At 73.6% G+C, this 20,701-nt stretch carries 15 protein-coding genes, 2 tRNA genes and 1 other RNA gene; 8 read left to right on the plus strand and 10 right to left on the minus strand.

What is annotated here, in order from left to right; all coding sequences use genetic code 11:
- The first annotated feature begins 8 nt into the window (after positions 1–8).
- Positions 9–93: transfer RNA gene (locus HGB44_RS05565), tRNA-Ser, on the plus strand.
- A gap of 279 nt (positions 94–372) precedes the next feature.
- Here HGB44_RS05565 and HGB44_RS05570 read toward each other — a convergent pair.
- Positions 373–1,233, minus strand: coding sequence for a LacI family DNA-binding transcriptional regulator (locus tag HGB44_RS05570; protein WP_061080824.1), 861 nt, complete (start codon positions 1,231–1,233; stop codon positions 373–375).
- Positions 1,233–3,707, minus strand: a complete 2,475-nt coding sequence (locus HGB44_RS05575) for a glycoside hydrolase family 2 protein (RefSeq protein ID WP_061080825.1) — start codon at positions 3,705–3,707, stop codon at positions 1,233–1,235. Before HGB44_RS05575 ends, HGB44_RS05570 begins: the two co-directional genes overlap by 1 nt.
- A 175-nt stretch (positions 3,708–3,882) precedes the next feature.
- Between HGB44_RS05575 and HGB44_RS05580 the strand changes: the two genes are divergently transcribed.
- Entirely contained in the window at positions 3,883–6,066 is a 2,184-nt protein-coding gene (locus HGB44_RS05580; protein WP_082768384.1) for an alpha-galactosidase, read from the plus strand.
- A gap of 280 nt (positions 6,067–6,346) precedes the next feature.
- On the plus strand, positions 6,347–7,648 hold the full coding sequence (locus tag HGB44_RS05585) for an ROK family transcriptional regulator (RefSeq protein ID WP_231972446.1): 1,302 nt from the start codon (positions 6,347–6,349) through the stop codon (positions 7,646–7,648).
- A gap of 63 nt (positions 7,649–7,711) precedes the next feature.
- On the opposite strand, the gene HGB44_RS05590 is transcribed toward HGB44_RS05585, so the two are convergent.
- The 4 genes from HGB44_RS05590 to HGB44_RS05605 form a co-directional block, all read right to left on the minus strand.
- On the minus strand, positions 7,712–8,266 hold the full coding sequence (locus tag HGB44_RS05590) for a PadR family transcriptional regulator (protein WP_061080826.1): 555 nt from the start codon (positions 8,264–8,266) through the stop codon (positions 7,712–7,714).
- A 185-nt stretch (positions 8,267–8,451) separates the two neighbouring features.
- The gene (locus tag HGB44_RS05595; RefSeq protein ID WP_061080827.1) at positions 8,452–9,309 is read right to left on the minus strand and encodes a Rieske 2Fe-2S domain-containing protein; all 858 of its coding nucleotides are present in this window, start codon (positions 9,307–9,309) and stop codon (positions 8,452–8,454) included.
- Between the two features lie 110 nt (positions 9,310–9,419).
- Positions 9,420–11,429: an NADPH-dependent 2,4-dienoyl-CoA reductase gene (locus tag HGB44_RS05600; RefSeq protein ID WP_061080828.1), complete on the minus strand. Its 2,010-nt coding sequence runs from the start codon at positions 11,427–11,429 to the stop codon at positions 9,420–9,422.
- 167 nt (positions 11,430–11,596) lie between these two features.
- Positions 11,597–12,526, minus strand: a complete 930-nt coding sequence (locus HGB44_RS05605) for an alpha/beta fold hydrolase (protein ID WP_061080829.1) — start codon at positions 12,524–12,526, stop codon at positions 11,597–11,599.
- A 139-nt stretch (positions 12,527–12,665) separates the two neighbouring features.
- On the opposite strand from HGB44_RS05605, the gene HGB44_RS05610 reads away from it, so the two are divergent.
- A complete protein-coding gene (locus tag HGB44_RS05610) occupies positions 12,666–12,980 on the plus strand; it encodes an ArsR/SmtB family transcription factor (RefSeq protein ID WP_061080830.1) in 315 nt (104 codons plus the stop codon).
- 276 nt (positions 12,981–13,256) lie between these two features.
- Here the strand turns inward: HGB44_RS05610 and HGB44_RS05615 are convergent.
- Positions 13,257–13,341, minus strand: a tRNA-Ser gene (locus HGB44_RS05615).
- A gap of 102 nt (positions 13,342–13,443) precedes the next feature.
- A complete protein-coding gene (locus HGB44_RS05620) occupies positions 13,444–14,802 on the minus strand; it encodes a DUF2252 domain-containing protein (RefSeq protein ID WP_061080831.1) in 1,359 nt (452 codons plus the stop codon).
- Between the two features lie 182 nt (positions 14,803–14,984).
- Between HGB44_RS05620 and ffs the strand changes: the two genes are divergently transcribed.
- Both ffs and HGB44_RS05630 read left to right on the plus strand, forming a co-directional pair.
- Positions 14,985–15,080: signal recognition particle sRNA small type (ffs, locus tag HGB44_RS05625), an RNA gene on the plus strand.
- A gap of 108 nt (positions 15,081–15,188) precedes the next feature.
- Positions 15,189–17,363, plus strand: coding sequence for a DNA polymerase III subunit gamma and tau (locus HGB44_RS05630; protein WP_061080832.1), 2,175 nt, complete (start codon positions 15,189–15,191; stop codon positions 17,361–17,363).
- A 144-nt stretch (positions 17,364–17,507) separates the two neighbouring features.
- On the opposite strand, the gene HGB44_RS05635 is transcribed toward HGB44_RS05630, so the two are convergent.
- Entirely contained in the window at positions 17,508–18,134 is a 627-nt protein-coding gene (locus tag HGB44_RS05635; RefSeq protein WP_061080833.1) for a TetR/AcrR family transcriptional regulator, read from the minus strand.
- Positions 18,135–18,252: 118 nt separating this feature from the next.
- Here HGB44_RS05635 and HGB44_RS05640 point away from each other — a divergent pair, with 118 nt between their 5' ends.
- Positions 18,253–18,468: a DUF6243 family protein gene (locus HGB44_RS05640; protein ID WP_061080834.1), complete on the plus strand. Its 216-nt coding sequence runs from the start codon at positions 18,253–18,255 to the stop codon at positions 18,466–18,468.
- Positions 18,469–18,601: 133 nt separating this feature from the next.
- On the opposite strand, the gene HGB44_RS05645 is transcribed toward HGB44_RS05640, so the two are convergent.
- Positions 18,602–19,867 (minus strand): methyltransferase domain-containing protein, encoded by a 1,266-nt coding sequence (locus tag HGB44_RS05645; RefSeq protein ID WP_061080835.1) that lies wholly within the window; start codon positions 19,865–19,867, stop codon positions 18,602–18,604.
- A gap of 413 nt (positions 19,868–20,280) precedes the next feature.
- On the opposite strand from HGB44_RS05645, the gene HGB44_RS05650 reads away from it, so the two are divergent.
- Positions 20,281–20,628, plus strand: coding sequence for a YbaB/EbfC family nucleoid-associated protein (locus HGB44_RS05650; RefSeq protein ID WP_017562872.1), 348 nt, complete (start codon positions 20,281–20,283; stop codon positions 20,626–20,628).
- The last annotated feature ends 73 nt before the right edge of the window (positions 20,629–20,701 follow it).

Genomic DNA, 20,701 nt, shown 5'->3' on the forward strand with positions numbered 1-20,701 from the left:
TGGCTCGCGGTGGAGTCGCCTAGTGGCCGATGGCGCCCGCCTCGAAAGCGGGTAAGGGGCAACCCTTCGAGGGTTCAAATCCCTCCTCCACCGCACGAGGTCCACGTTCACCCAGGTGAGCGCGGGACCGGTAGAGGTAGCGAGGGCCGGTTGATCCGGGCCGGTGCACATATGGTGCACACGGTCGGAGAGACCGGCCTTTCGCGTTCCCGGGGTCCTGCCCCGGAGGCCGGAGCGGAGTCCGCCGGCCGGGGCGGGGTCCGGCAGCGGGAGCGCGGACCCGGAACGACATGTCGGCCTGTCGACAGGTCGCCCCGTCGACAGACCGACAAGCTGACAGACCGACAGACCGCCATGGCGGCCTGTCGGCGCCTACTCCCCGACGGGAGCCGGGCCGGTGCTGCCCCGGGGCACGAGGTGCGCCGCCGGTGACCACCGCTCCGCGACGGGCGTTCCGTCGGCGCACTCCAGGGCCGACTCCGCGACCGCGACCCCGTACCGGTACACGTCCACGCTCATGGTGGTGAGCGCGGGCGCGGCCAGGCGGCACATGGTCGAGTCGTCCCAGGCCACCAGGCTCAGCTCCTCGGGGACCCGCACGCCCAGGCCGCGGGCGGCGTCCAGTCCGGCCACCGCCATCACGTCGTTGTCGTACAGGACCGCCGTCGGCGGGTCCTCCCGCCTGAGCAGTTCGCCGGTGAGCCGGACGCCGGCCTCGTAGGAGTAGTCGCCCTCCAGGACCACCGGATCGGGCACCCCGGCCGCCCGACAGCCCTCCACGAGGGCCTCCGTGCGGGCACGTGTGTGCAGCAGCCCCACCGGCCCGGTCACCCGGGCGACGCGCCGGTGGCCCAGCTCCAGCAGGCGCTCCAGCGCCGTCCGGACCGGGGACACGTGGTCGGTCAGGACGGTGGGCGTGGCGGGGTCCGGGACGGGGCTGCCCGCGACCACGGCGGGCAGGCCCAGCTCGCGCAGCACGGCGGGGCGCTCGTCCCCCTCGGTCGGGTTGACCACCACGACCGCGTCCACCAGCCGCCGCTCCGCCCACCGGCGGTAGGCGGCCAGCTCGGCCTCCCGGTCGCTCACCAGGTGCAGCAGGACCGACATGTCGCGCTCGGCCATCCGCTCCTCGATCCCGGCGATGAACTCCATGAAGAAGGGCTCAGTGCTCAGCAGGCGGCGCGGCCTGGCCAGGACCAGCCCGACCGCGCCTCCGGTCCCGGACCCGTCCATCACACCCGCCGCGCGCGCAGGGAGTTGGCCGAGCGCAGGACGGGGGCGGCGGTCAGCGCCGCCGGGTCCACCTCCGCGTCCGTGCGCACCAGGAAGCTGTGCGTCTCCCCGGCCAGCAGGTCCACGAGCATGTCGTCCACCTCGGCGTCGGGGGCCAGCCGGTCGGCCAGCACGGAGACGTCCCTGGCGAAGGAGGAGGCGCGCACCTCCACCCGGTAGCCGCCCTCCACGGGCGCGGCGACGGCGGTCAGCGCGTCGGCGTCGTAGGACAGGTGGACGTCCTCGCGGAAGGGCCGCACGAGGCGGGCGTCGCGGGTCGTGGCCACGAGCACCTCCTCCTTCGCGTTCCCGGCCGCGAGCAGCTCCCGCGCCAGGTCGAACTCCGCCGCGGACCGGGGCGGCACGGCCAGCTCGATCCTAGCGGTGTGCAGCACCTCGCCCCCGAAGGTCTGGCGTTCCGCGCTGACCGGCTCCGACCAGGCCTCGTCGGTGTCGTTGACGGCCACCAGCACGAGCCGCCCGTCCCGGGGCTGGACGGTGAGCAGGCGCGGCGCGTAGGCGCGGCGCAGTCCGTACCAGAGCGGCTTGGGGCGCTCCTCGCCGTCCACGGCGGCCCAGGAGGTGACCGGCCAGCAGTCGTTGATCTGCCAGACCAGGGCGCCCGCGGTGCGCGGCCACCAGGACCGGTAGTGCTCGATGCCGAACGCCACCGCGCGGGCCTGGTTGAGCTGGGTGGCCCAGTGCCAGTCCTCGAAGTTCCTCGGCGTGGGCAGGTGGGCCGACAGGCCCCGGGCGAGCTTGCCGTTGCCGTCCTCGGCCTTCTGGTGCAGCAGGAAGGCGGGCGAGGTGGGCGTGAGCGGCTCGTCGTGCACCCAGTCGGTGAGGGTGGCCCAGGTGGGCGGTCCCTGGAAGCCGAACTCGGAGCAGAACCGGGGCACGTGGTCCTGGTAGGCCCGGTAGTCGGTCTGGTTCCACACGGTCCACTCGTGGCGGGTGCCGTGCGCCTCGTCGTTGGGGTGGACCTCCTTCGGGGCGAAGCCCGGGGTGTAGGGGCTGCCGTCGGCGTAGAACCGGGTGGGGTCGAGCTCGGCCACGACGCGGGGGAAGAGGTCGGTGTAGTAGCCGTAACCCCAGGTCCGGTCCCCGAGCCGCTCCTGCCAGCCCCAGTCCATGAAGCCCCAGAGGTTCTCGTTGCCGCCGTTCCACAGGGCCAGCGAGGCGTGCGAGGTCAGGCGCGCGACGTTCTCCCGGGCCTCGGCCTCGAACTCACTCCACAGCGGCTCCTCCTCGGCGTAGGCGGCGCAGGCCAGGAGGAAGTCCTGCCACACGAGGACGCCGCGCTCGTCGCAGACGTCGTAGAAGTCCTCGCTCTCGTAGACGCCGCCGCCCCACACGCGCAGCATGTTCATGTGCGCGCCGACGGCCTGGTCCACACGCCGGGCCAGACGCTCGCGCGTGATCCGGGTGAGGAAGTGGTCGTCGGGGATCCAGTTGGCGCCCTTGACGAAGATCGGCTTGCCGTTGACCACGACGGTGAAGGGGGTGCCGTGCTCGTCGGGCGCGGTGTCCACGGTGATGGTGCGGAACCCCACGCGGCGGTCCTCGGAGCCCAGCGGCTCGGCCTCCCCGTCCGCGGTCAGGGTGACGGACAGGTCGTACAGGGGCTGGTCGCCGTGGCCGACCGGCCACCACAGGCGGGCGTCGGGCACCTCGACCACGACGACTCCGGTGTCCGCGCCGGGCGACACGGTGGCGGTGGCCCGCACGCCGGCGACCTCGGCGGCCAGGACCAGGCCGGAGGCGGCGGCGCTGCCGGACCACTCGACGTCGGCGTGCACCTCCACCCGGCCGGTGCCGTCCTCGCCGACGGTGACCAGCGGACGTACTTGGGACAGGCGGGCGGTCCGCCACCGCTCCAGGCGCACGGGCTTCCAGATCCCGGCGGTCTGGAGGTCGGGACCCCAGTCCCAGCCGAAGGAGCAGGCCATCTTGCGGACCATGTTGTACGGGTGGGTGTTGGTGTGCGGCCGCTCGCCGAGTTCCTCGCGGACCTCCTCGGCGTACTCCAGGGCGGACCGGAAGGAGACCACGAGCTCGTTGGCCCCGGCGCGCAGCGCGTCGCGCACGTCGAAGCGGTACCCGCGGTGCATGTTGGCGGTGGTGCCGAGCACGGTGCCGTTGAGCTCCACGGTGGCCACCGTGTCCAGGCCGTCGAAGGCCAGGTCGACGCGCTCGTCGGGGGCGGGCGCGTCGGCCTCGAAGGTGAGGGAGTAGCGCCAGCCGGCGCGGTGCATCCAGGCCAGTTCGGTCTCGTTGGTGTCCAGGTAGGGCTCGGGGATCAGCCCGGCGGCCAGCAGGTCCAGGTGGGTGCTCCCCGGAACCTGGGCGGGGACGGTGCGGCCCGCGACGTTCTCCGGGACGGGCCCGCTCGTGGCGGACAGCCGCCAGCCGTCGTGAAGGGTGTGACGGATCATCTGTGCCTCTCGGGGCTTCGGGGTCGGGACCGCTCGGTGCGTGTCCGAGGGGCACGCACCGTGGGGCGTCGCGGTCGTCGTCGGGTGCCGGCCCCTCTTGCGCGAACCGGCCACCTTGGGGATTCTTACTTTTCCGAACAAAGTAAGTCAACCCTGTTCTCCGACCACGAAGGACGTGGCGACCGTGGCATCGCACCGCCCCCTCTCCGGCGGCTCCGACCTCCCCCACCTGCGCGCCGCCGGGGTGAGCCTCCTGCTGGACCTGACCGGCCAGACCCTGCCCCGGGTCCTGCACTGGGGTTCCGACCTGGGTGACCTCTCCCGCGAGGATCTGGTCGACCTGCGCCTGGCGCTGAGTCCCCAGCCCATCGGGTTCTCCGTGGACGGGCCGGTGGAGGTGGCCGTGCTCCCCGAGCAGTCCGCCGGCTGGCTCGGCACCCCGGGGCTCGTCGGCAACCGGGGCGGTGCGGACTTCTCCACCGCGTTCCGCGTGCGCGAGTCCGCGGTGGAGCACGGCTCCCCGGCGGGCGGGCGCCTGACCGTCCGCGCCGAGGACGCCCGGGCCGGGCTCGGTCTGGACCTCGTGGTCGAGCTCACGCCCTCGGGCCTGGTCCGCCAGCGCGCCACCGTCACCAACGGGGACGCCGCCCCCTTCGCCGTGGACGCCGTCAACCTCGTCCTCCCCGTCCCGACCGAGGCGGTCGAGCTCCTCGACTTCGGGGGCCGCCACATGCGCGAGCGCAGCCCGCAGCGGACCGCCTTCACCCAGGGCCTGCGGGTGCGCGAGAACCGCACCGGGCGCACCGGCTACGACGCGGCCCACCTGCTGGCCGCGGGGACGCACGGCTTCGGCAACCGCTCCGGCGAGGTGTGGGCCGTGCACACGGCCTGGTCGGGCAACCACCGCACCTTCGCCGAGCGCACCTACCACGCGGTGTCCCTGCTGGGCTCGGGCGAACTGCTGCTCTCCGGCGAGGTCGTGCTGGCCGGCGGGGAGTCCTACACCACCCCGTGGCAGTACGGTTCGCACGGGCACGGGCTGGACGAGGCCTCCGCCCGCTTCCACCGGTACCTGCGCTCGCGCCCGCACCACCCCTCCACCCCGCGCCCGGTGGTCGTCAACACCTGGGAGGCCGTGTACTTCGACCACGACCTCGACCGGCTGCGCGGGCTGGCCGACGCCGCCGCCCGCGTGGGCGCCGAGCGGTTCGTGCTCGACGACGGCTGGTTCGGCTCGCGCCGCGACGACCGGCGCGGCCTCGGCGACTGGTACGTCTCCGACGAGGTGTGGCCGGACGGACTGGGTCCGCTCACCGACCACGTCACCGGGCTGGGCATGCAGTTCGGGCTGTGGGTGGAGCCGGAGATGGTCAACGAGGACTCCGACCTGGCCCGCGCGCACCCGGACTGGATCATGGCAGCGGGCGACCGGCTGCCCCGCCCGGCGCGTTCCCAGCAGGTGCTCGACCTGGCCCGCCCGGAGGCGTTCGCGTACGTCCTGGAGCGCCTGGACGACCTGCTGTCCGCCTACCCGATCGCCTACCTCAAGTGGGACCACAACCGGGACCTGGTCGACGCCGGGCACCGGCCGACCGGGCGGGCCGGGGTCCACGGCCAGACCCTGGCGGTGTACCGGCTGATGGACGAGCTGCGCCGCCGCCACCCGGGGGTGGAGATCGAGTCCTGCTCGTCCGGCGGCGGGCGGGTGGACCTGGGCGTGCTGGAGCGCACCGACCGGGTGTGGGTCTCCGACTGCATCGACGCCCTGGAGCGGCAGGACATCCAGCGGTGGACCAACGCGCTCGTCCCGCTGGAGCTGATGGGTACCCACGTGGGGGCGGGCACCGCGCACACCACCGACCGCCGCCACACCGTCGACTTCCGGGCCGGGACCGCCCTGTTCGGGCACTTCGGGATCGAGTGGGACCTCACCCGCGCCGACCCCGCCGACCTGGCGCGCCTGCGGGAGTGGGTGGAGCTGTACAAGGAGCTGCGCGGGCTGCTGCACACGGGGACCGCCGTGCACGGCGACCACCCGGACCCGGCGGTCCGGGTCCACGGGGTGGTCGCCGGGGACCGGTCCGAGGCGCTCTACGCGATCGTCGCCACGGGTACCTCGGAGCTGTACCCGACCGGGCCCGTCCGGCTGCCGGGCCTGCACCCCGAGGCGGTCTACCGGGTCCGTCCGCAGGCGCCCGGGGACGTGCCCGACGGCAACGCACACCGGTGGGGGGTTCCGCTTCCCTGGTGGACCCCCGAGGGCGTCCGCGTCAGGGGCGGGGCGCTGGAGGGGGCGGGCCTCCAGGCGCCGGTGCTCTTCCCGGAACGGCTGGTCCTGGTGCGCGCGACCCGGGTCTGACCCGGACGCGTGCCGGTGCTGAGGGGGGCTGAGCGCGGTGCGCCGGTGCGGCCCGAGGGGCCGTGGCGCTCCGCCGCGGGTGGCGGCCTCGGCGCGACGGGGGCGGCCGGGTTGCCGTCCCCGCCGGTGAGCGCGACACTTGGCCCACGCCTGCCCGCCGGACTCGGAGGGGGCGCTCCCCGCGTGTGGGCGCGACGCGACCGGCGCGACCGTCCACGGTGATCGCGGCCCCGGGCGGTCCGCGCCCGGGCGCGGCGCCTTAAGGGGCGGGGAGGAGACAGTGCGGGAGCGCGGCCGGAGACCGGCCGTCGAGGCGGTGGAGGTGGCATTGGGCGGGCCGTCACGGGCGATTCCGCACACGACGAGCAGGGCGGCGGTCCTCGACGTCATCCGTGCCGCGGGCACGATCAGCCGAGTGGGGCTGGTGGAGGCCACCGGGTTCACCGGTGCCACCATCTCCACCGTCGTCCGCAGACTCATCGACGACGGCCTGGTCCTGGAGACCGGACGCGCCGAGTCCACCGGCGGCAAGCCGCGCGTCCTGCTCCGGCTCAACCGGGAGTCGCGCTACGCCGTGGGCGTCCACATCGACCCCGTCGGCATCACCTACGCCCTCATCGACCTCACCGGCGCCGTGGTCTCCCGGATGACCCGCGCCGGGGTGAACCGGGACGAGGACCCCGCCGAGACCACCTCCAGGATGTCCCGGCAGATGGACGCCCTGGTGGAGGGCGCGGGAGTGGACCGCGAGCGGGTACTCGGCGTCGGGCTGGTCGCCCCGACCGGCGGGCTCCACCGGCACCCCTCCCTACGGCACTGGGCCGACTACCCCGTGGCCGAGGAGCTGGAGGGCGCGGTCGGCCTGCCCGTGGTCCCCGGCAACGACGCGACCGCCGCCGCCCTCGGCGAGTACTGGTCCGGCGTGGTCGGCGGGTCGTCCATCTTCGCCGCCGTGTACATGGGCACCGGAGTCGGCGCCGGGGTTCTGGTCAACGGCATCCCCTACCACGGTGCCAGCGGCAACGCCGGGGAGATCGGGCACGTGTGCCTGGACGTGGACGGGCCGCTGTGCTGGTGCGGCGGCCGCGGTTGCGCCGAGGCGGTCGCCGGTCCGGCCGCCGTCGTGGCGGCCGCCCGGGCCGACGAGGCCCTCGCCCGCACCGCCGACCTCACGCGGGAGGGCGGCCGGGTCCGGCCGTCGGTGGCGGCCGAGTTCACCGCCGTGGTCCGCGCGGCCCGCCGGGGGCAGCCCACCGCCCGCGCCCTGCTGGACCGCTCCGCCCGCCACCTGGCCGTGGCGGTCCGCACGCTGGCCAACCTGATGGACCTGGACCTGCTGGTGCTGACCGGTTCGAGCCTGGCCGTGGCGGGGTCGGTCTACCTGCCCGTCATCCAGGAGGAGCTGGACCGGGCCTTCTTCGCCCGCGCCGCCCACCCGGTCGAGGTGCGCATGTCCACGTCGGCCGCGACCGCGCCCGCCATCGGCGCGGCGGCCATGGTCCTCCAGGCCCAGCTGGTTCCGCTGCGCCCCGGACTGCGTCTGCCCGAGAACCTGTCGGAGTCCGGGGCGGACTGGGACTGAGGAACCAGCGGGGCGCCCCGCGGATCCGCCCGCGGGAGTCCGGTGCCGACCGGGCCGACGCGGTCAGGGGTCCGGGGAGCCCTCCCCGGCGCCCTCCAGCTCCTCGACGGCGCGGGTCAGCCACGACACCCACCCGGCCTCCACGTCGATGCCGCCGAGCAGCACCAGGCGCTGGACCCGCTCCCGTTCGGTGGCGGGCCCGTCCGGGTAGTCGCGCCGCTCGAACCCGCGGTACTCCTCCAACCGCAGCAGGTGCAGGTCGCGGTGGCGGCGCAGTTCCGGAACCAGACCGCGCACGCCCACCACCCCGGCGGCGCGCAGCCGCAGCGGCAGCGGGTCGCGGGAGGCCCTGGGGTCCTCGCGCACGTCCACCCAGCGCTCCAGCTCCTCCCGTCCCGCGGGCAGCACCTCGTACTCCTTGCGCCGTCCGCGGGTCGGCCCGTCCGCCGTCAGCGCCCGGATCAGCGCCGCCCGCTCCAGCTTGCCCAGCTCCCGGTAGATCTGCTGGTGGGTGGCCGACCAGAAGTACCCGATCGAGCGGTCGAAGCGCCGGGCCAGCTCCAGGCCGGACGAGGGCTTCTCCAACAGGGCGGTCAGGATGGCGTGGGGCAGGGACATGGGCGCATTCTAGGCAGTGTTCCTCGGGGCCTCCGCTTCGCTTCGTCCCACCCGTCGCCCGCCACCACCCTCAACCGACGCCTACGGCGCAGTCCTGCTTGCAGTCCCGCCTCCGTCACCTCCAGAACCCCGTGGACGCCCGAAGACCCCCCTGTAGCAGGCTCAGAAAAAAGATCCGCGCCCCATCACGGAGCGGACTCGGGCAGGCGGACCATCACCCTGCCCTCCACGACCGACGCCTCCAGGACCTGCGGCGGGGCGGTCGCGGGTCCGTGGACCACCGTCCCGTCGTCCAGGCGGAACTCGCTGCCGTGCCAGGGACAGCGCACGCACCCGTCCACCCGCTCGCCCTCGGCCAGGGGCGCGCCCATGTGGGGGCACGTGCCCAGCATCGCGGTCACGGAGCCGCCCGTCCGCGCCACCAGGACCGGGACGCCCGCCGCGTCGCCCCCGCCGAGTCCGCCGTCGTCGAACCCGTCCAGCGGGCCGAGGTCGTGCCAGCCCCCGGGCAGCAGGTCGACCAGGTGGTCGGCGCTGTTGGCGCCCGCCGAACGGTAGTAGGCCATGTGCCCGCCCAGGGAACCGCTCAGGCCGACCACGCCCACGCCGGCCAGGGCCAGGAACCTCCCCCAGCCCTGGCGGCCGCGGGCCCGGGCCAGCGAGGAGGCGCCGAACAGCAGCGCGCCGACGCCGTTGGTCGCCGCGTGCACCACGCCCACGCGCTGCTGGCGTTCGTGCTGCTGCGACCAGTCCGCCAGGCCGCTCACCACCGCGGGCAGGGTCGCGACCAGTCCGGCGTTGACCAGCGCGTGCGCGCTGCGGCGGTGGTCTCCGGGCAGCGAGTCCAGCAGGACGGCCGCCATCCACGTGCCGATGGGAAGCTGCACCAGGATCGGATGGACGGGGTGCCCGAGCTGCACCCCGTGCAGCATGTCGCGGACGGTGCCGGACGGGATCCGTTCGGCCAGGCTCTTCATGCCGGAGACCGCCGGGTCGAGCTGCTCCTCGCGTTCGATCCGGCGGATGCGTTCACCGATTCTCATGGTGGTGCGGCTACCCGGGGTACGCGCGTGTCACTCACGGGGCACGGAGTCGCGCGGATCCTTGAACCCGGCTTTCCCCGGCCTTCCGGGTGGGAGGGCCGGGGCAGGGATCACAGCGCGGCGGCCAGGCGGGTGCCCTGGTCGATCGCCCGCTTGGCGTCGAGCTCGGCCGCCTCGTCGGCGCCGCCGATCAGGTGGACCGCGCGGCCCGCGGCGGTCAGCTCGTCGGCGAGGTCCCGGCGCGGCTCCTGACCCGCGCACACCACGACGGTGTCCACGTCGAGCACGCGCTTCTCCCCGTCGACGGTCAGGTGCAGGCCCTCGTCGTCGATCCGGTCGTACTCGGCACCCGCGACCGTCTCCACGCCGCGGTGGCGCAGCTCCAGCCGGTGGATCCACCCCGTGGTCTTCCCCAGGCCCGCGCCGACCTTGCCGGTCCTGCGCTGGACCAGGTGCACGGTGCGCGGTGACGCGGGGCGCTCGGGTTCGCCGAGGCCGCCGCGGGAGGCGGGGTCGGTGTCCACGCCCCACCTGCGCAGGAACTCCCCGGTGTCGACGACGCCACCGCCGTCGGTGAGGAAGGCGGCCACGTCGAAGCCGATGCCTCCCGCGCCGATGACCGCCACGCGCTCACCGACCTCGGCGTCTCCGCGCAGGACGTCCGCGTAGCCCACCACCTTGGGGTGGTCCACGCCCGGGATCCCCGGCACGCGCGGAGTGACGCCCGTGGCGAGCACCACCTCGTCGTAGCCCTCCAGGTCGGCGGCTCCCACCCGGGTGCCCAGCCGCACGTCCACCCCGTGCCTGTCGAGCTGGACGCGGTAGTAGCGCAGGGTCTCGTCGAACTCCTGCTTGCCGGGCACGCGGCGGGCCAGGTTCAGCTGGCCGCCGATCTCCCCGGCCGCGTCGAACAGCGTGACCCCGTGCCCGCGCTCGGCGGCGGACACGGAGAAGGCGAGCCCGGCGGGTCCGGCGCCCACGACGGCCACCCTCCTGCGCAGGCGGGTGGGGGAGAGCACGAGTTCGGTCTCGTGGCAGGCGCGCGGGTTCACCAGGCAGGAGCTGGTCCTCAGGCTGAACGTGTGGTCCAGGCAGGCCTGGTTGCAGCCGATGCAGGTGTTGATCTGCTCGGGGGTGCCCGCCGCGGCCTTGGCGACGAAGTCGGGGTCGGCCAGGAAGGGGCGTGCCAGGGAGACCATGTCGGCGTCACCCCCGGCCAGGACCGCCTCGGCGACCTCGGGGGTGTTGATGCGGTTGACCGCGACGAGCGGCACGGACACCTCGCCGCGGAGCCTGCGGGTCACCCAGCTGTAGGCGCCGCGCGGCACGGACGTGGCGATGGTGGGGATGCGCGCCTCGTGCCAGCCGATGCCGGTGTTGATGATGGTCGCTCCGGCCCCCTCCACGGCCTTCGCCAGCCGGACCACCTCGTCGAACGTGGAACCGCCGGGCACCAGGTCGAGCATGGACAGCCGGTAGACCACGATGAAGTCGGCGCCGACGCGCTCGCGCACGCGCCGCACGATCTCCACGGGGAAGCGCATGCGGTTCTCGAAGGAGCCGCCCCAGCCGTCCTCGCGCCTGTTGGTGGCCTGGGCGATGAACTGGTTGATCAGGTACCCCTCGGATCCCATGATCTCCACGCCGTCGTATCCGGCGTGCCTGGCCAGTTCGGCGGCGCGGGCGAAGTCCTCGATGGTGCGCTCGACCTCGTCACCGGTGAGCGCCCGGGGCGTGAAGGCGCTGATGGGGGCCTGGATCGCGCTCGGCGCGACCGCGTCCTCGTTGAAGGCGTAGCGGCCGGTGTGCAGGATCTGCATGGCGATGCGCCCGCCCTCGCGGTGCACGGCCCCGGTGACCACGCGGTGCTCCTCGGCCTCCGCCTCGGTGGTCATCTTCGCGGCGCCCTTGTAGGTGGCGCCCTCGGGGTTGGGGGCGATGCCGCCGGTGACGATGAGGCCGACGCCGCCCCGGGCGCGCTCGGCGTAGAAGGCGGCCATCCGCTCGAAGCCGCCCGGAGCCTCCTCCAGGCCCAGGTGCATGGAGCCCATGACCACGCGGTTGGCCAGGGTGGTGAAGCCCAGGTCCAGCGGTTCCAGCAGGTGGGGGTAGTCGCCCATGTCGTCTCCTCGCGCGGTGCCTCGCGGGCTGGTGTCCGGTCAGCCCGCACTTATTATGCAACAAGTTGCAAAATCGGTCGCGAGTGCCCTCGGCCACCCCGGCCCGCCGTGCGCGGGTGCCCCGCAGGGCCCGCGCACGGCGGGGGCGCCGTGCCGGAGGCGGAGCGTCAGGCGAGGAAGGACTCCAGTGCGTCGATGACCGCCCCGGGCTGTTCCTCGGGGACGTAGTGGCCGCTGTCGTCGACCCTGACCACCCGCACGTCGGTGCCCTTGGCGGGCATCACCTCGCGGAGCGAGGCGTGGTTGCTCAGCTCGCCGCCGAGCACGAGGATCGGCGCCGACACGGGCGCGTAGGTCCGCTCGTCGGCGATGTCGGTGTTGAACGCCCGGTACCAGGCGTTGCCCGCACGGACGGCGTCGGCGCTGGAGAGGGCGCGGGCGTAGACCTCGCGGGACCGTTCGTCGATGGATCCGGGGTCCTTGGTGACGTGTTCGGCGAGCCAGTCGACGAGTACACGGGTGCGCCCCTCCAGCAGCTCCTCCGGCAGTCCCAGGACCTGGTTGAAGGCGAACCACCACAGGAGGGGGTTTCCGCCGTCCCCCACCGGAGTGTTCACCGGCTGGCCGGGCTCGGGAAGCAGCCGGAACTCCGACCACCCGTCGTCCGGGTGCGCGACGTCCAGCATGCAGATCCTCCGCGTCGCCTCGGGGTGGTTGGCCGCGTACGCGTAGGCGACCATCGCGCCGATGTCGTGGCCGACGACGTCCACGGACTCCAGGCCCAGGTGCCGGACGAGCTCGCGGACGTCGCGCGCCATCGTCTTCTTGTCGTAGCCGCCGGCGGGCTTGGAGGAACCGCCCATGCCGCGCAGGTCCACGGCGATCACCCGGTGGCGGCGCGCCAGTGCGGGCATGACCCGGTGCCACTGCCACCAGGTCTGCGGCCAGCCGCCCAGCAGCAGCAGCGGGGTCCCGGAGCCGCCCTCGACGTAGTGCAGGCGGACTCCGTTGACGTCGGCGTGGCGGCTGGAGAAACCGCCGTCGAGCGAACGCGCGAGTTCGACGTCGTCCAGCGGGTCGGCCTGGGGTGCGGACATGGGGGGCTCCTCCTGATCCGGGCGCCGTCCGGTATCGGCGGCGCTTGAAGTTCGAATATACGAGATAATCGTACTAACGAACAGTGGGTGTCAAGCCCTGTGCTCCCTGGCCGATACGAAACCCGCGTACAGTGGCGCCATGGTCGTACTGCACCACCCCGACACCTCGGAGATCGAGCTCGTCGACGTGCTGGCCGCCCTGGGACACCCGGTCCGACTGGACGTCGTGCGTGCGCTGGCCGGCGGCGAGGAGATGTTCTGCGGGGAGGTCCTCTCCGGCATCCCGAAGTCGAGCATGACCCACCACTGGAGGGTCCTCCGTGAGAGCGGGGTCATCCGCCAGCGCCGCGCCGGGCGCAGGCTCTACATCACGCTGCGCCGCGCCGAGCTCGACACCCGCTTCCCGGGGCTGCTGGACCTGGTCCTCTCGGACGGCGTTTCGACCGCGCCCTGACCGGCGCGCGTCGGGCGAGCCGGACCCCGTCCGTGTCGCCCCGGGGCCGCCGGGTGCGCCGTCGACTCCAGCAGGTACCGGGCCCGGCCGGCGCGGCGGGCCGCGCTGCCTCCGGCAGTCCTGGCGGCGGTGCGGCCGGACTCCGTCGTCTGTCCTTCCGGCCGCTTCCGCGGAGTGCGTCGCGCCTCTGGCGTGAGTCCCGTGCGGGGGAGGGAACACGACGAAGGCCCCGACCGGTGTCCGGTCGGGGCCTTTCGTTTCGGCTGCTAGCCGCCGCGGAGGATAGGGGATTCGAACCCCTGAGGCGTTGCCACCAACACGCTTTCCAAGCGTGCGCCCTAGGCCACTAGGCGAATCCTCCGCGAACAACTCTACATGCCTTCAGGGGTGCTCTGAACAGGTTTCCGCGGCCCCGCCCGGGCACCTCCGAACGGCACCGGAAACGGGCTCCCCGGCCCCGGGATCACAGGGCCCGGCTGGACCTCACCGCGCTGATGGCGTTGTTGCGGAAGGCGTCCACGAACAGCGAGTAGTCGGCCCGGGTCTGGGCCGCGTACCGGTGCGCGAAGTCCACGCACCACCGCGTGAACTCGGCCTCGCGGCCGTCGAGCACCGCCATGACCGCCTCCTCGGTCTGGCCGCGCACGAGCGTGGCGTCCGCGTGCGAGTCGGACACGCAGTGCGCCTTGGCGGTGGCGCGCCCCAGGTAGTCCAGCACCGGCACGATCTCCGAGGGCTCGGTGAGGTCGTCCCAGTCCAGGTCGTTGGTGTAGGGGGAGACCTCGCTCACCACGAAGCCCACACCGCCCATCTCGGTGTGGCCCAGCAGCGGATCGGCGTGCGCCTGGAGCGCGTGCTGGGACACCGCGGTGCGGTGCCCGTGGTGCTGGAAGTAGTCCATGATGCGCCGGTCGGTCACCACCCGGGAGGGAGCGGCCACGTTGCCCTGCTTCATGGACAGCACGATGTCGTTGTCCCACGCCTCCGACTGGCCCTCGATGAGCAGGGTGTAGGCGGGCAGGCCCGCCGAGCCGATACCGAAGCCGCCGCTGCCCACCACGTCCTTGACCGCGTAGTTGATCGACGCGTACCGCCGGTCCTCGGGGATGGTGTCCAGGTAGGCCTCGTAGGCGGCCATGACCCGCTCCCGCTCGGCGTCGTCCAGGCGGCGCGCCCGGGGGCCCTCGGCGAAGCGGCGGGTGTACCCGTCGCGGGTGGTCATGGACGACAGCATCTCGGCGCGGCTGTTGAGCCGCGTCTGCTGGAGCACGTCGTGCACGGTGCCGTCGGTGTTGCCCAGCTTGAGGGAGAACTCCGAGTCGTTGCCCGTCGTCGCGAACTCGCGCACCTGGGCGATGTAGGCGTCGATGTAGTACGGCAGGAGCGTGCTGATGTCCTCGTCGGACAGGGCCTTCTGCCAGCCCATGACCCCGATGCTGGCCGCGAACCTGAGCACGTCCCAGGTGAAGTGGCCGAGGTAGGCCTCGTCGAAGTCGTTGACGTCGAACACCAGCCGCCCGGTGGAGTCCATGTAGGTGCCGAAGTTCTCCGCGTGCAGATCACCCTGGATCCACACCCGCGAGGTGCGTTCGTCGGCCCAGGGGTCGTCCATGCCCGAGACGTCGTTGTAGAAGAGCGCGGCGCTGCCACGGTAGAAGGCGAACGGGTTGGCCGCCATCTTGCGGAACTTGACGCGGAACGCCGCCGGGTCGGCGGCCATCAGGTCCGAGAAGGCGTTCTCCAGCGTGGCCACGATGAGGTCGCGGCGCTCCGTGGAGCTGTCGGTGGAATCGAGCTGGTCGAGCATGCCCATGTCGTCCATGATCTCTGAGAGGTTGCGTGATGTGCCGGTTCGGGGCCCGTGGACCCTCTGCCCGGGATGAGACGCCCGGTCCGGGAGGTGCGTTCCGTCCGAACGCCCGTGCTTCCGGAGGCCGGCGCGTTCCGGGGAGGGGACGGGACACGGGGGTTGCCCGAGCAGTCCGGGGTTCGGATACACTCGGGGCAGACCCCTCGTGCGGCGTCACCCTATGAACCTCCCCAGGGCCGGAAGGCAGCAAGGATAAATGGGCTCTGGCGGGTGCGCGGGGGGTCCTTTCTCTTTCTCCGGCCCGGTCGAACCCCTCCCGGTCCTCGCCAACCGGCGCGAGCTGTCACCGCTCGCGGGTTGAATGGACACGTGGCAGGGACCAGGGGAGGAATCACACCGTGAGCATCGCGCTGTACCGCAAGTACCGGCCCGCGACGTTCGGCGAGGTGCGTGGCCAGGAACACGTGACGGACCCGCTGCGCCAGGCGCTGCGCAGCGGACGGATCAACCACGCCTACCTGTTCAGCGGCCCCCGCGGCTGCGGCAAGACCACCAGCGCCCGCATCCTGGCCCGCTCCCTCAACTGCGCGGAGGGGCCCACCCCCGACCCCTGCGGCACCTGCGACTCCTGCGTGGCCCTGGCCCCCGACGGCGGCGGCAGCATCGACGTCATCGAGATCGACGCAGCCTCCCACGGCGGTGTGGACGACGCCCGCGACCTGCGCGAACGCGCCTTCTTCTCCCCGGTCAGCTCGCGCTACAAGATCTACATCATCGACGAGGCGCACATGGTGACCCGGGAGGGCTTCAACGCCCTCCTCAAGCTGGTCGAGGAGCCCCCGCCGCACCTGAAGTTCGTGTTCGCGACCACCGAGCCCGAGAAGGTCATCGGCACGATCCGCTCGCGGACCCACCACTACCCGTTCCGCCTGATCCCGCCGAGCACCCTCAAGGAGCTCATGGAGGACCTGCTCAAGGAGGAGGGGGTCTCCTACGATCCGGCCGCCCTGCCGCTGGTCGTGCGCGCGGGCGCGGGCTCGGCGCGCGACACGCTCTCGGTGCTGGACCAGCTCATCGCCGGTTCGGACGAGGGCGGCATCACCCGTGAGGGCGCCGTCTCCCTGCTGGGCTACACCGACTCCAGCCTGCTCGGGGAGATGGTCGACGCGCTCGGCGCCCGCGACGGCGCCGCCGTGTTCGGCCTGGTCGACCGCGTGGTGGAGGGCGGGCTCGACCCGCGCCGGTTCACCACGGACCTGCTGGAGCGCTTCCGCGACCTGGTCGTCCTGGCCGCCGTGCCCGACGCCCTGGACAAGGGCCTGGTCAACGTCGACCCGGAGGCGACCGAGCGGATGAAGGACCAGGCCGCGCGCCTGGGACCGGCCGAGCTGAGCCGCGCGGCCGACATCCTCAACCAGGGCCTGACCGAGATGCGCGGCGCCACCGCGCCCCGGCTGCTGCTGGAACTCATGTGCTCGCGGGTGCTGCTTCCGGCCGCGGACGGAAACCAGGGCGCGGCCCTGCTGGCCCGCCTGGAGCAGATGGAGCGCCGGATCGCCTCGGGCGCCGCCGCCCCTCCCGCCGCCCCGGTCCAGCCCGCTCCCGCTCCCGCGCCGGTCACCCCGGCCTCCCCGGTGGTGCCCTCCGAACCCGTGCGCGCCGCCGCGGCTCCGGCCCCGGCGGCCGCTCCGGCCGCTCCGGAGACCCCGGCCGCCCCGGCCCCGCAGCGGTCCGAGCCCGCGGGCTGGGACGCCCCGGCCCGCCAGGCCGCCCCCACGCGGAGCCAGTCGCCCGCGGCGTCCGGCGGTTCTCTGGACCTGGGGCGCGTGCAGGGCGCCTGGGCGCAGATCCTGGAGGCGGTCAAGGGCCTCCGCCGGTTCACCTGGATGGTGCTGAGCGGCAGCGACGTCCGTCCGGTCGGCGTGGAGGGCAACGCCGTCCTGCTCGGCTTCTCCCGGCCCAACGAGGCCAAGGGCTTCAGCAACAGCGGCAGCGACCAGGTGGTGGCCACAGCGATCCAGCAGGTCCTGGGCATGGAGGTGCGCGTCGCCGCCGCGGGCAGCGCCGTCACGGCCTCCGCCGCGCGCAGGCCCGAGCCCGCGCGCCCGGCCGAGTCCGGCGGATGGGACGCTCCCGCCGCCGAGCCCGCACGGCCCGTCGCGCCCGAACCCGCGCCGCAGGCGGCCTCCGGACCGGAGCCCGCTTCGGCCCCCGAACCCGCAACGGCTCCGGAGCCCGCGCCGACCGGTCCGCCGCCGGACCGTATCGTCACCGGACTCCAGGAACCGCCGCCCGACCCCTACGAGGACGCGGCCGCCGCGCCGCCGCCCGAGTACGGCGACTCCCCGCCCGTGGCCGAGCCCGTCCGGGCCCCGGCGCCCCAACCTGCTCCGCCGCGGCCTCAGGCCGCGGCACCGCCTGCCGGGACCGCCTCCGCGGGCGGCCCCGGTGGCGCTGGGGCCTCCGTGTCCTCCGGTGCCCCGGGGGCGTCGGGCGCCGGGCTGATCGAGTCCGAGCTCGGCGGCCGGGTCATCGACGAGATCGAACACGAGGCCCCGGACCCGTCCCTCTAGGCAGTGTTTTCGGGGCCTGCGCTTCGCTTCGGCCCGTGCTCCGGGCGCCCGGAGCACGGGAACCGGGTCGGAGCAGACACGGTGGTGCCTCCCAAGCCCCGTGGGCGCCCGAACCACCTCTGCGGGCGACGGGCGTCCTCGCGGCTAGTTCCGGGGGCGCAGCGCCCGCAGCACCATGTCCACGAGCTCGTCCACGTACTCGTGCGTGAGCGGCCCGGTGCGCAGCAGCCAACGTTGGTGGAACGGTCCGAGGAACAGCTCCGTGGCCAGCCGCAGGTCGATCTCCGGGTCCACCTCGCCCGCCGCCACCGCGGAGCGCAGCCGGTCCTCGAACACGCGCGTGTTCGGTCCCAGCAGCCGCTCCTGGACGATCTCGGCGAAGGCCGGGTCCTGCTGGATCTCGGCGGTGAACGCGCGCGTGGTCCGGTCCATCTCCGGGATGCGGAACTCGTCGGCCGTGGCGCGGAGCACCGTCCGCATGTCCTCGGCCAGGTCGCCGGTGTCGGGCAGGGGCTGACCGGCGACCCCGCCGGTCAGCGCGGTGAACACGTCCAGGACCACGGCGGCCTTGGAGGGCCACCAGCGGTAGATGGTCTGCTTGCCGACCCTGGCCCTGGCGGCGATCGCCTCCATCGTGAGCCTGGCGTAGCCGACCTCGCCCATCAGCTCGGCGGCGGCGTCGACGATGGCGCGCCGCGCGCGTTCGCTGCGGCGGCGGGGGTCGGGAGCGCGGCGGACCCTGGTCTCTTCCTGTGTGGTGTTCTCTGCCATACCTGCCACGTTAACCGCTGAAAAATGACGAGACGTATCGTCTTGGTGCCGATATCCTACGGAGGTCGGATCGACTTGGCGAGGCGTTTCGCCTCGCCTGGAGGGAAAGGAGGTCCGCGTGGGCAGGAACAGCGACAATCTTCTGGGCATGGGCGGACAGCGCAACACCGTCTCGCGCTCCACGCTTCGCGGAGGCAAGGGCGGCGGCCGGGGCGGCCCCAGCGACGACGCCGTGGAGCGCAAGCAGGAGCTCCTGCGCAAGCTCCGCGAGAAGCAGGGCAAGGACGCGAACACGGCGTCCGAGAAGACCGAAGGCGCCCAGGGACAGGCGTGAGCGCGCGGCGGCGGCCCCCCTCCGAGGGGGCCGTCGGCGTTCGCGCGCCTCGTACGATCCCCCACCGTGCGCCACCGGTGCGCTCATGGCTTCCCGCCCGGCGTCCGGTCCCGGCGTCCCCGCCCCGCGGCGGTCACACCGTCCAGCCGTGTCCGTCCGGTGAGTCCAGCCACACCCGGTGCGTGCCGTCGGCACCCACCGAGAGCCCGAACCGGTCCGGATCGGGCGCGCCCAACCGGGTCCACAGCTCCAGGGCCTCCTCGAACTCGTCCCAGATGCTCCTCGGGCCGCCCTGCTCGATCATCCACGAGGTTCCGTAGGGGTACACGCGCACCCACGAGGCGCCGCCCCGGTCGAACACCCACACGCCCGACCCGGTGCCGATCCACCGCCGCCGCACCCGCCAGCCCGGCACCATCACCGAGAGCGCGAACGCCGACGGGAAGGTCATCAGCGGCGCCACGGGGTCGGTCTGCGTGAGCCGGTACTCGTCGGGCTGCTGCCCCGAGTCCCGTACCGGGCGGGGCTGGTCGTCGGGGGTCCTCAGCGGCACGAACCCCACACCGCCGTGGAAGCTCGCCCGGGCCGAGCCGTCCCCGGGGCACTCCACGCGCGCGATGACCCCGGCCCCCTCCAGCAGTCCCCACGGGCACACCACCAGGCCGTCGGGGCGCAGCTGCTCCACCCACGCGGGCGGCACGCGGCGCACGCCGCAGGTCGAGGTGATCCGGTCGTAGGGCGCGCCGGGCGGGTATCCCTCGTAGCCGTCGGCCAGGTGGACGGCGGGGGAGTAGCCCTCCGCGCGGAGGGCCTCGCGGGCGACCCCGGCCAGGCGCGGGTCGGTCTCCACGGAGGTGACGGCGCTGTCGCCGAGCCGGTGCGCCAGCAGGGCGGTGTTCCAGCCGGTCCCGGTGCCCACCTCCAGGACCCGCTGCCCGTTGGCGAGGTCGGACAGCTCCAGCAGGCGGGCCAGGACGCGGGGCGCCGAGACGGACGAGGTCGCCGCCTCCGCCCGTTCCCGGGGGCCGGGCCCCCTCGACCCCCGGCTCCAGGGGTCGGACTCCCGGTCGTCGTGGGTGCGCTGGTCCCGGGACTCCGGGTCCCGCTGGCCGGGGGCCCGGAACCCGGGGATCCGGGGGTCGGGCGCCTCCAGGTACGCGGACGGGTCGGGATCGTCGATCTGGGTGACGATGGCGCTGTCGGCGTACACGGCCGCGAGCCACAGCTCGGGGTTGTTGTTGGCGTTGAGGGCCGTCCCGTGCGCGGTCAGCGCGCCCGTCTCGGGGATGAACCGGTGTCTGGGCACCGAACGGAACGTGTCGGTGAGGGCGGCGTCGGTCAGCGTGCCGTCCGCGACCATCGCCTCGACCAGCGCCGAGTGGCGCTCTCTGGCGGTCAACACGTCCTCACTCCCCCGTGGCTCTCAGCGCTACCGGTGGTGCTCGCGTGCACTACCGGGACTCCCGTGCCCCGCAGAGCACCTTTTCAACCGAGAGTGATGTTAACGCCACTCCTGGTTCTCACTCCTGGTAGGTGCCCTTTCGGGAGAGTCGTCCTCCCACCGGGGCGCGGCGCACCCCGGCGCCGACTCCGCCTCGTCGCTCGGGGCGGGGCGGCTCCGAGGGGCCCGCTGCCCCCCGGCGCGCACCGCGATCAGCGCCGTCCCACCCCGGTGGCCGGTCCGCCCCTCCCGTGGCCGACCGGTCCGCCCGCATGTTCACTGATGACCGGTTACGCTCACAGCAACAGCGACATGACAGCGAGACCCAGCACCATGAGTGCGGCGAGGAGATGGCCGTGAACCCTGGCGGAATGGACATGCAGGCCCTGCTCCAGCAGGCCCAGCAGATGCAGCAGCAGCTCGTGGAGGCCCAGCAGGCGCTGGAGGACGCCGAGGTCGAGGGCACCTCCGGCGGCGGCCTGGTCAAGGTCAAACTGAGCGGGCGAGGGCAGGTCGAGGACGTGACCGTCGCCCCCGAGGCGATCGACCCCGCCGACCCCGCCGAGAGCGCCCAGACCGTCGCGGACCTGGTCCTGGCGGCCATCCGCGACGCCGAGGCGCAGGTGGAGCGGCTCCAGCAGGAGAAGATGGGCCCGCTCGCCGAGGGCCTGGGCGGGGGCGGGATGCCCGGCGGCATGCCCGGCCTCCCCGGCTTCTAGCCCGGACCGGAACTGTCGCCGGTGTGAGCAGGGGGTCTGAACTGCGATGATCTTGTACTTATAGTCGATGTCG

This window comes from Nocardiopsis alborubida, from assembly GCF_012396365.1.
GTDB classification, from domain to species: domain Bacteria; phylum Actinomycetota; class Actinomycetes; order Streptosporangiales; family Streptosporangiaceae; genus Nocardiopsis; species Nocardiopsis alborubida.